At 61.7% G+C, this 10,614-nt stretch carries 7 protein-coding genes; 4 read left to right on the top strand and 3 right to left on the bottom strand.

Annotated features, from left to right (window positions below; genetic code table 11):
- Window positions 1-86: 86 nt before the first annotated feature.
- Window positions 87-959 carry an HNH endonuclease gene (locus tag AAY78_RS00180; protein ID WP_156172569.1) on the top strand — a complete coding sequence of 291 codons (873 nt, stop codon included), beginning with the start codon at window positions 87-89 and terminating at the stop codon, window positions 957-959.
- Window positions 959-2,584 (top strand): hypothetical protein, encoded by a 1,626-nt coding sequence (locus AAY78_RS00175; protein WP_046746362.1) that lies wholly within the window; start codon window positions 959-961, stop codon window positions 2,582-2,584. Before AAY78_RS00180 ends, AAY78_RS00175 begins: the two co-directional genes overlap by 1 nt.
- Window positions 2,585-2,986: 402 nt before the next feature.
- Here AAY78_RS00175 and AAY78_RS00170 read toward each other — a convergent pair whose 3' ends face one another.
- Both AAY78_RS00170 and AAY78_RS00165 read right to left on the bottom strand, forming a co-directional pair.
- Complete coding sequence (locus tag AAY78_RS00170; RefSeq protein ID WP_156172568.1) at window positions 2,987-3,220, bottom strand: hypothetical protein; 234 nt, start codon at window positions 3,218-3,220, stop codon at window positions 2,987-2,989.
- A 92-nt stretch (window positions 3,221-3,312) separates the two neighbouring features.
- The gene (locus AAY78_RS00165) at window positions 3,313-3,855 is read right to left on the bottom strand and encodes a hypothetical protein (RefSeq protein ID WP_046746360.1); all 543 of its coding nucleotides are present in this window, start codon (window positions 3,853-3,855) and stop codon (window positions 3,313-3,315) included.
- A 239-nt stretch (window positions 3,856-4,094) separates the two neighbouring features.
- Between AAY78_RS00165 and AAY78_RS00160 the strand changes: the two genes are divergently transcribed.
- Window positions 4,095-6,890 carry an NACHT domain-containing protein gene (locus AAY78_RS00160; RefSeq protein ID WP_046746359.1) on the top strand — a complete coding sequence of 932 codons (2,796 nt, stop codon included), beginning with the start codon at window positions 4,095-4,097 and terminating at the stop codon, window positions 6,888-6,890.
- A gap of 184 nt (window positions 6,891-7,074) precedes the next feature.
- Here the strand turns inward: AAY78_RS00160 and AAY78_RS00155 are convergent, their stop codons facing one another.
- Window positions 7,075-9,795, bottom strand: coding sequence for an ATP-dependent DNA helicase (locus AAY78_RS00155; protein WP_046746358.1), 2,721 nt, complete (start codon window positions 9,793-9,795; stop codon window positions 7,075-7,077).
- 476 nt (window positions 9,796-10,271) lie between these two features.
- Here AAY78_RS00155 and AAY78_RS00150 point away from each other — a divergent pair.
- Window positions 10,272-10,614, top strand: a 343-nt coding sequence (locus tag AAY78_RS00150; protein WP_046746357.1) for a hypothetical protein, incomplete at its 3' end; no start/stop codon positions are given.

Genomic DNA, 10,614 nt, shown 5'->3' with positions numbered 1-10,614 from the left:
CCCCATCCTGACGCACAGGGCTTCCTCGATTTAGAGAGCTAGCGGACATTCCCGCAACGTCGAGGACGACGAGTACAGTCTGACCCGTGAGCGATTCGTCTGGCCAGCCTCGTGTACGCGGTGTGATTGAAAGCGTCAATGGGCGTGCGAATGGTCGCGGCATCCCTGAGCTCAGCCAGGCCGTTCTTCGTCTGGAGGATGGGTCGACGCTCGAGGTGCGTATGCCGCGGCCATTGGGAACAGAGCGGTATTTTCAGGCGCTCCCTGTCGCGTTCGATTTTGTCGACTTTGGTGTTTGCCCGATCTGCTTCGCGCCGGAGCCGCGAAGCCGAGAGCATGTGCCGCCCCACTCAGTTGGCGGGAGCGTGATCACGATGACCTGTGAAAATTGCAACAACGAGTTCGGCAGCAAGTACGAGCCGCACCTGCGCAATTGGTATGAGAACGCGATCGGGAAGGTACGACTCTCGGGCAAGACCGTTCCCGGCCGCCGCAGCGTTGGCGAGTACCTACTACGCGAGAACGCATCCGGCGGGTTTGTTCTCTTCCAACACGGCAAACACGACCCGGCGGTCTCTCAGATCTTGGGAGAACAGGAGTTCGAGATGAGCTACGAGATTGTCGACGCAACCCGTTCGCACATCGCAGCGGTCAAGACTGCATATTTGGCCGGATGCGTTGCGCTGCACGCGATCCCGCGGACGCCTCGCGCTGATGCGTTGAGAGCTGAGCTCCTCGTTGCCCGAGACGTGCCCCGTGACCAGAAGGCTGAGCTCGGCGACGTAGCGAGGTCCATCAAGGTCGCGCGTTCCGCACACGAACCGAGCCCTGGCGAGATCATCTTGATGGCAGCCTCGGATGAACTAACGGAATCGGCAATGGTGATCAGCTTCAATCGCGTCTTCGCCGTCGATTGGCCGTTCGACCTGATCACGGGATTCACAAGGCGTGTGGACTGATGGCGGCTCAGAACGATCGTCGCGGCCAGAAGAAGGTGGCACCGACGATCGAGCCCGCAAAGATCGTGGAACGCTTTGTTCTGCGTGCGCGACGGGTTGCCGCGCACTCACTCTCGCAGTCGAGGGACCGCCTCCAGGCGTTCGCCAACACCATGATCCGCGGCAACATCGATCTCGCGGGCCGCTTTACCGTCGTAGAGGACCTGCCCGATGAGGAGACCTTCGAGTCTCTCGTCGCTCGCCTGCGCCCGCTCACGGTCGAGTCGGAGCCGATCTTTTACAACCGGGTCCTCGACGCGATCACCGCATTGACTGCCGGGGCGGCATCAGCTTCCGATAGGCAGCGAATCACGGCCCTACGAGCAGCCTGGGGGTCTACGGAAATCCAGGGAACACAAGTCCAGGGATACACCGTTCAGGCGGTCGGACCCGATCATGCACCGACCAGCATCGTCTCGGATACGCAACTTGCGGCAGGCTGGCTCTACGCAGATCTCGTCCACGCGGACCCCCGCGGAGCGAAGGTGGCGGCGCTCGAGCATGATCTCAAGGAGCGCTACACCGCGGCGGTTCGCGTGTTCTCGCGCATCGCAATGCTCACACTCGACACATTGGACCTTGTTCGCGACCTGCAAGAACGATCGCTGATCATGTTGCCTGATGATGCATGGACGTCCGCGGTAAGCGTTCACGAGTCGGAGTCACCGATCGATGTGCGCGTGTTTTACGCCGACACCGGCACCGCGGTCCCTGATCTAGCGGAAGGCAGCGACCTGCCGACCGAATGGTCGCGCTTCACCGTCTCTGACCTGTTCCTGCAGGACCCCGCCAATCAGGTGTCCCTCACCCTTCAGACTGGCGACGAGCATACGAACCTCGAAGCCGCAGTCATGCACCGTCGCCCTGAAGAAGGCGGCGTCGAATGGGACATTTTCGTCGATGGGTGCCTCATCCTCACCTTCGCGTTCACATTCGAGAACGATCGGGCAGTCGCATGCACCCTCGCTGAGGAAAAGTACCTCGAACTCACAAACGCGCAAAAGCTTCGCTCCACACAGCTCGCACGGCGCCTGCACTCAGCAGATCGCGCGGTGTTCGACGTCCCCGGCGGAAACATCACCATCTCGATGGAGGACCTCAGCGCCGAAGAGGAACTCCAGATGCGCGTTATCGAGGAGGCGCTCAGTGATGTGATCGAGATCGAGAGGATCACGGGAAATGAGATCGGAGTCTGCAACGGTCGCTTCACTAACCTGGAACGCGTCAGACTGCGGCAGACACGTCTGATCTGGGAAGGCAAAGTCGTCCATGCCCGCCTAAAGAGCGCGACCGTCACCTCACCATCGGGAAATCCACCGCAGGTCATCACCATCAAGGAGGGATCGATCGCGTTCGCCGGGCAACAGATCCCAACGCCCGCGACGCACCTCTGGCATCAGCAGCTCGAGGTGCATCCCACCACGGCGACCGACAGCCCCGGGCACCCGCGCGACTACATCATGAGTCCGCCGCAAGGCGAGCACCTTGTAGCGTGGGCCCCCACACGGTTAGTCCGCTCTGAAACCGAGCCAGTGCTCGCGTCGCCGTGGGATCTCACCGGAATCGATGAAAAGTCGTTCCCGTAGCACCGACGAGTTCGGCACAACGCAGTCGACGCGCCGAGCACGGACAGAGCACCGGCAGCCCATCAGTTCCGTCTCGGCCAGCAAGGCAGGCGCGATCCTCACCAGAACTTTCCTGCACGCGGGCTTCACCAACTACGCCATAGTGGCGGGCTGCAGATGGCGATCGACGCGAAACGCGCCTGTCTCACCTGGAGCCGCCTGCGGAGTTCGCGGTGCCCGCCGAGTGGGAACGCACCTATCGACCACTCGCCGTGAAGACCCCTGCAGCTGGCGAGATCCTCACGCTCACGTACACAGCTGCACCCCGCACTACCCTCCCCAATCAGAAGCGCCCGGGGCGAGGTGCCCGTGCGCAGCCATTGGCGTAGCGGTCAGCCTGCACTCTCGAAGGCCGCGAAGCCCCTAGAGCTTCCCAGCGAGGACCATCGCGCGCATCGCGATCTTGCCGGCATTCATGATCCCGTATCGGTCTTCGACCCGCGCGGCGAGCTCGTTCACGGATTCTCCTGCTTCCGCGGCACCGAGCACGCTGCCGAGCAGCACCGATTGATCGTAGACATCTCCGCCGGGGGCTAGGAACTGCGCCATCAGCTCTTCGGTGGGAGTGAGGGGTTTCCCGCGCAACGGAGTGCTCACCTTCCATCGAGCATCCAGGCGGTTCAGCGAGTACCACTTCGCTCTCGACCGGACGGAGCTCGGCGATAGTTTGACGCCACCTTTCCCCGACGTCACGGCTGCGCGAGCCCAGATATTTCCCCCGCTCCTTGAGGCTTCTGGAAGGTCATGTCGCTGCGCGCGATGACGGCCATCGGCTGCAGCATCAGGGTAAAGACGCAGGAGTCATGGACCTCGAGCCGGATCCGGCTTTCGTCCTCTCCCCAGCTGCCGCCTACCAGCTGACCCGACACTCGCAAGTCCTCCGCACCCTTCGAGCTGAAGAGCAGCGCCGGGCTGAGTACCGTCACCGGGGTTCGGCCCTTGTTGATCACTGTGATGACAGCGACATCGAGTGCGGGACCGTCCAGTCTGTATGGCATCCGCCAGTCGATGGCATCGGGGTTCTCCATATCTGCCGGAGAGGCACGTACCATCCGGAGGCCATCGGTTCGGCCGAGCTCGAGCTGCACCTTCAGGATGCTGCCGCCCCATACCCACTCCCGGACAGCCCAGAAGAGTGCCACAGCCGCGACGACCAGGATCCCCACCTGCACCAGGTCGGCAAGAGGATTAGGGGCCGGCGCGACGCAGGCGAGGGCGGCTAGACAGATCACGTGGCCTCCTGGCGGTCACGTGATCTTACCGAGGCCGACGCTCTGCGCTTCTCCGGACATGTTCGGCACGGGTCACTCGTAAGGGAGGGCGCTTCGCACAATCTTCAACGCTCCTGCTCGAGCAGCCTCGGCGAGCACCCTGCCGTGAAACAGTGGCCCTGTTCGGTACATTGATGCGACCGACTGGATCTGTCACGTATTGAATCGTCTCGCCTCGAAAGACCACGAATGGAGCCCCCATGGCCCAGGACTACCCGCTCGAGGAACTCAGTCCGCGCGCTTTCGAACAAATGACGATCGCCGTGTGTGAGGAGGTGTTCGGTCCAGGGCTTGAAGCCTTCGGGGCGGGGCCGGACGGGGGGCGCGAGGCCACCTTCCGTGGGCTCATTCGGTGGGGCACCGAGCCTGACGATCCGAACGTGTGGGATGGGTACACGGTGATCCAAGCGAAACAGCGCGAGCATCACTCCGTCGATCCCGCTAACAACCTCTCTTGGCTTCTCAAGCAGATCGACGCGGAACTCGAGAAATGGCTGGACATGTCCAGCACCCGGGCTTCAGTCCCGGACCACCTCCTTTTCGTCACGAACGCCCGCATCTCGAGTGCGCCGGGCGCCGGCATCGACCGCCTCACCGCGCACCTTGCCAAATGGTTGGACAACCCCGCGTCCGGCGACCCGAGAGTCACCCTGCGAAAGCGCGGCCTTCGACAGATCCGGGTGTGGCACCGAGACAAAGTCAACTCTCTTCTCACCGCGCACGGATCCGTGCGCAACGGGTTCAGGGCTCTCCTCACCGTGGGTGACCTGCTCGAACGCCTCACTCAGATTTCCGACACCTTGAGGCCCGACGAGCTGCATCCCTTCTTACACACCCACGCGGGAGCGGCGCTGTCCGCCGAACGCTGGGTCCATTTTCAAGAAGCTGGCGGCAGCGACCGCGAGTCCGTCGAGCAGATCGTCATCGACCTGAAAACTACCGACGAAGACGCAACGGAGTCTACGGTCCTCTCCGAGATCTTCACCCGGTCAAGCGCTGTGCTGAAACCCATGATGGCCGATCGGGTGGAGCGCCCCCACGTCGTCATAACCGGACGAGCAGGAAGCGGCAAGAGCACCATCACGAAATTCGTCACGCAGGCATTTCGCTCACAATTTGCGGCAGAAGAGTCTCTGCCACCCACCGCTCGGCACGTCCGCGAAGCAACCGAGGCAGCATTCCGCGGCCTCGGGACGGATGGTCCTACCGGGCGGCGATGGCCCGTGCTCATCAGGCTCACGGATTTCGCTGCGGCCATCGGGCCGAGCGGCGACCTCATGCTGCTCCGATTCCTCGCCGACACGATCTCGCGCCGGGCCGACATCGACATCAAACCGAACGTCCTCAAACGGTGGCTCACCTCCTGGCCGTCGATCATCATCCTCGACGGGCTCGATGAAGTGACCGCGCTCGAGGTCCGCCCACGAGTGCTCGACGCGATCACCTACTTTGTGGAAGACCTCGAGAACAGCAACGCCGACCTCCTCTGCATCGTCACCACCCGCCCCTCCAGCGACGCGGAACGATTCATGCCCGAACGATTCCGTCAACTTAACCTCACCTCCCTCGATCGGGAAACAGCAGAACGCTACGGGCGCATGGTCACTCAACGGCGCCTCGCCGACGATCCGGACCGCCGAGACCCACTCCTCGCGTCCCTGGAACGTCAGTTCTCACTGAGCACGATGCAACGCCTCATGAAGACTCCGCTCCAGGTACTGATCATGACGATCATCCTGGAGCGAGTCGGAACACTGCCCTCGGACCGCTACCAGCTCTACTCCCAGTACTTCGACACGATGTACACGCGCGAAGCAGGAAAACCCACCACCCTGGCACCCCTCCTCGCGTCACAGAATCACGCCATCATCTATCTGCACGAAACGGTCGGCCGGGTCCTCCACATCAAGGCGGAAACTTCCGGAGGCGAAAAATCGGTGATGCCCCGCGGGCAGATGCGCGAGCTTCTCGACGCCCGACTCACCGAACTCGAACACGACACAGACCGCCTCCGAACCCAGATCGGGGACCGGATCATGCAAGCCGCAACCGAACGGCTCGTCCTCCTCGTGCCCGCCGAAGACGACGGGTTCGCCTTCGAAGTCCGCAGCCTTCAAGAACTCATGGCTGCTCGGTCACTCGTGAAAACCAACGACGCCAACCTTCGCACGCGGCTCATCGCCCTCGCCCCCAGCCCGCACTGGCGCGCAACCTGGGTGTTCATGGCCGGATACGTATTCTCCAACGGCACCGACGAACAACGAGAAATGATCGTCCACATCGTGGAGAACGTCGACATCGGCGAGACGTGGCCCGGCTGGTTGAGCCCGATCGGCCCCGAACTCGCCGCTGCCCTCCTCGACGATGGCCTCGCCACCCAGACACCTAAATGGCTGCGCCGACTCGTCCAAGTCGCCCTCCGAGCATTGACCGGCCCGGCACCACGCAACATGCAGGCGTTCGCGGACGGCCTCACCGCAGCAGCCAGCGCCGATTCCACCACACGAAGCCTCATTCGCAACACACTCATCCAGGCCCTATCCGGGACTCCACGAGCAAGTCACACCGCCCGGTTCCTCCTCGCGATGACCAAGCTCGACGCAGGGATCAGTCAGGCAGCGCTCCGGGACGCCACAGAACCGATCTTGTCGAGAACCTCCGAGACCTTCGACTGCCTCGGCACCGTCCTCGAAGACCACATCTCGTCGCTGCCAGAACCCGGCGACGCGGTCGTGGCCCTCAGACCCCTCCTCGATGCTTTGAACTTCTACCACGCACCACCGTTCGGCAGCGGCGAGGTCGGCGTGACCCTCGTGCACAACGACACCGTCACCGACAATTCGACCGCGCAACTGATCGACGACCCACACACCGCCGCACTCCTCGAAGTCCTCATCGCCTCTCTCCCCCTCGAGAGCTGGCGCGTCCCGCACGGGGTGTCTGTCATCTACGAACGCGGCGCCGGCCGCCGCCCCGTCTCCGACCAACTCGACTGACCGTCACGAAACTGCACGCGAACCCCAACCGCCGCGCGCGCCGCACACATGCACGGAGACGAGTGGAGATGAAGTCGGCCATTTCGGACTGTTCCCCACTTCGGCGACGCGGGTCGTGGTGCCGATCTTGCCGCTGGGCCTGACCAGACCCCGCTCAGCAGCCGGTGGCGACACCGACCGGAGACTAGGGACGCTTCTTCGACCCAATCGACTTGAGCCCGCGGCGTCCACGGAGTAGACCGAGGTCCCGTCCTTGGTGCGGTCGTTCGAGCCGGCTCAACACAGCGTGTTGGGTCTCTGGCGTCCAAAAGATCGTGAGGCGCTCTCGAGCTCGGGTAACCGCCGTGTAGAAGATGCTGTGTGAGAAGCGGTCCTCGTTGGCGTCGGTGATCACAACCTTCGCGGAATCGTACTCGAGACCTTGCGCCTTGTGGATGGAAACCGCGTAGGCGACTTGGAACGGAACCGTCTTGCTATTGGACTCGTCCTCCTCGTCGGTACTCCCCTGCTCCGAAACGGAGAAACGGACCGTCGAGCCGCCGAGCCACTGCAATCCGGAGACTCGCGCGACATCAAATGCCGTGAGTATCCGATCTAACTCGATGTCAAACTGGATCTGACCGGGGAAGGTTTCGATTCCAACAATCGTTCCTTTGAGGTTGTTGTAGATGACTCCTCTGAATCGCGAGGTGTCCCCGAATAAGACGGGGTCGCCGATCTTGTACGTTGAGACGCCCCAAACGGTCGCTTCGCCAGGATTGCCGCTCTGGAGGAACCGGTTGATGTTGTTGATGCCGTATAGGCCGTCGTAGTTGAGGCACAGGATGATCTCTTGGTCATTGCGCGGTGCGAAGAGGGTCTCGTCGAGCACGGCTGAGTAGCCGTAGTGAGCCAGCAACTCTTCGATGTTCGGCTCGATGCCGCGCACGGCATCCCAGAACTTCAGTAGCTGGGCGCTCTTCGTGCGGTAGGGGCTGGTGAGCTCGAACACCGAGGAGTCCGGCAGGAACGCCGGAGCCAACGTGAACCAGTTGCCGAATTTTATTGATTCGATCTGGTAACTGTCCCCGACAAGAACAAGTAGTTCGAACGACGTCCGCCGTAGCACCTGGAGGAGATCGTCGTTGCTGACGATGCTGCACTCGTCAATGAACAGCACGTCAAATTCGGTGCCGGTGTCGTTCCAGAGGTGGCTCGCGATCGTTCGAAACGTGGAGTTCTGGGCACTGACGCGCCGCTCAAGGTTGTTCTTCGCCGGATTGGTGTGCGCCAGGAACAACTTCCTCTTGTCGTTGAAAAAGTGAGCGATGTGGTCGATCATCGTCGACTTTCCCGTGCCGGCTGCACCGTAGATCAAGGCGACCTGGGAACTCGCGAACAGTGCTTTGAGCGCTGCCTCTTTCACCGGATCATCCACGTTCACCGTCGGCGTCTCCTCAAGCCATCGCTCGACCGCCTCGGTATATCCGCCGATCCCAGATTTGGCGTGGGCCTGAAGTTCTTCGATGATCTCGACCGAGTCGTCTTCGTACTCCTGGACGAAGACGTGCTTCTTGTCGTGGACGAGGTCCCGCGCCGGGCGGTGCCCGTGCCAGAGCTTGCTGTTGAAGGTCGCGATCAAAGCGTCAATGTCGCCGAAGCGCTCAAGCTCCTCATCGGGTGTGTAGAGCATGCCGTGCTGCTCGACGTTGTTCTTTACACGACGAGCAAGCAGCTCGTGGACGCGGTCACGAGTGTCCAGACTTTCGACCAGGTCGGAGAACGTGACGTTGTGCTTTTTCGGCGAGGTGCAGAAGGGCATTGAATCGAATGGCTTGCATCCGCGATCCAGGTTGAGATTCGAAAGCAGGCTAGAGGTTTGAGAGCTGTACTGCTGCTTGAGGATCAGGTTATTCATCCTGAGCATGAGGTAGCGGATCATGTTGTGCCCGGGGCGATGGCGGGAAATCAGATCGCGGGCCCTCTCAAGCACGGGAAAGATCGCCGCCTTCTGGACGCGCCGCGTGGCATCCTCTCGTAGCCCCGCAAACCTAGTGTCAGGAAGCGCGACGACATCGAGGAGTCCAGTCTCCGTTCGAGTCAAATACTCCATAAGCACGCGGTACTCACTGGACCCTGACGATACCTTCGACGCCACTCCGAACAACCGAGCGAAGTTGTCGAACTCGCACGGACGAATCGAGACCTCCCAGTCCGTGATGATGGTGATCGGCATCGTCTGGCCGAGCACGTCGATGGCTTCGGAAACCACGGTAAGGTTCGCCGCGTACTTGTCCGTCATCTCGATGTCCGTGAAGGCAATGATTCGGTCGACCTTCTGCAAGTGATCAGTCGTCGCGCGGAAGACTACCTCGTAGAGAATCCGCCCCTTCGTGAAGATCGGCCGGATTCGATGGACGTAGTACCGGTTCCGAACACCTCCTGGTGTCGGATTGGCGCGGACGGCATCGATCCGGGCGGCGATCTTGCGGTGGTACTCGCGAAGTGAAGGATCGAGGTTGACCGGAAAATCCTCCAGATTATTGAGCGTCTCAATCTTGCAAGCTGCCCGCAGCAGCAGGCGTAGCCTGATGAGGTACTCGTAGTACTTGAGCATCAGCCGCTCGGAGGTGTCACCATCCATCGTGTAGTGCGACACGCTCTCCTGTAGCAATTTGTGGAAACGGTGCAGGAACTGAACGCGCTTCGGCGCTGACCCGATGGCGACCAGCGCCGCCTGAATCGCGTCGTAGTCGTAGTCAGCATCAGCACGGCCCGTGTGAAGGCGAACCGCTGCTCCCTCTACGAGATTTCGAAGGTGTGACAAAACCACGAGCGACATAAGTGCACGATCGCCTTTCAGCGCAGCGATGCTGTCACAGATGGCACGATCGGCGCTACGGATCTGATCATCGACTGTTCTCATCGCCGCCCCCTTGCAAGCCTCGTCGTGTCCAACCTGTGGCTCGTGCCAGAGCGCTGGGATGGATCGCTGTACGCTCAAAGTACCGCGCGTGGTTGCAGTACGTCACGAACTAGCCGAGTTCCGTCCAATCTTCAGCACGTACCTCGGCAGCCGAGCTACGCTCGAGCACTTCATAAATTGACGAGCCACCCCTACATCCGGCATGTACCCCACCGACCAAGCGCACGAGGCTCTCAACGCACGCGGCTTCTCCCACCCGAAGGAGACACTCCGGCGCATCACTCGGCACCCGGCGTCGCTGACCACTCACGCTTAGCCACCTCCACCTCAAACTCAAGGGGGTCGTAAGCTCGCGCTATGACGATCTCGGAGCCTTCGTCGGACACGTCAAGGCGGCTGCACGTCCAAACCCCCGAGCACTTACGGGGAGATGCCTGATCATGGATAGACGCTCGCATCAGCGCTCCGCACTGCTTGTGCTCGACGTCGATGGCACGATCTCCAGGATCCACCGCGAGGAAGAGCGCACGCTGCACCAGAACGCACAAGGCTGGCGCTCCTGGATGACGGTCGACGATGACCTCGTGGACGCGCTTGACGATCTCGCACTGCGAGCCGACGTGCAGTTCGCGTGGTTGACGACTTGGCCGCGCGATCAGGTCGGCTGGTTGATCCGCGAGCCGTTACGCGGCAAGCTCAATGGCCCTTACGTGCCCTGGCAAAACTGGCCAAAGAGTGGATGGCGGACGATGAGCCTCATCTCGCACATCCGGCAGACGGGCCCAGATGCGGTCGTGTGCCTGGAGTCCCGCGGGGTGG

This window comes from Microbacterium sp. Ag1, assembly GCF_001005635.1.
GTDB classification, from domain to species: Bacteria; Actinomycetota; Actinomycetes; order Actinomycetales; family Microbacteriaceae; genus Microbacterium; species Microbacterium oxydans.
This window is presented reverse-complemented; position numbering and strand designations above follow the sequence as displayed.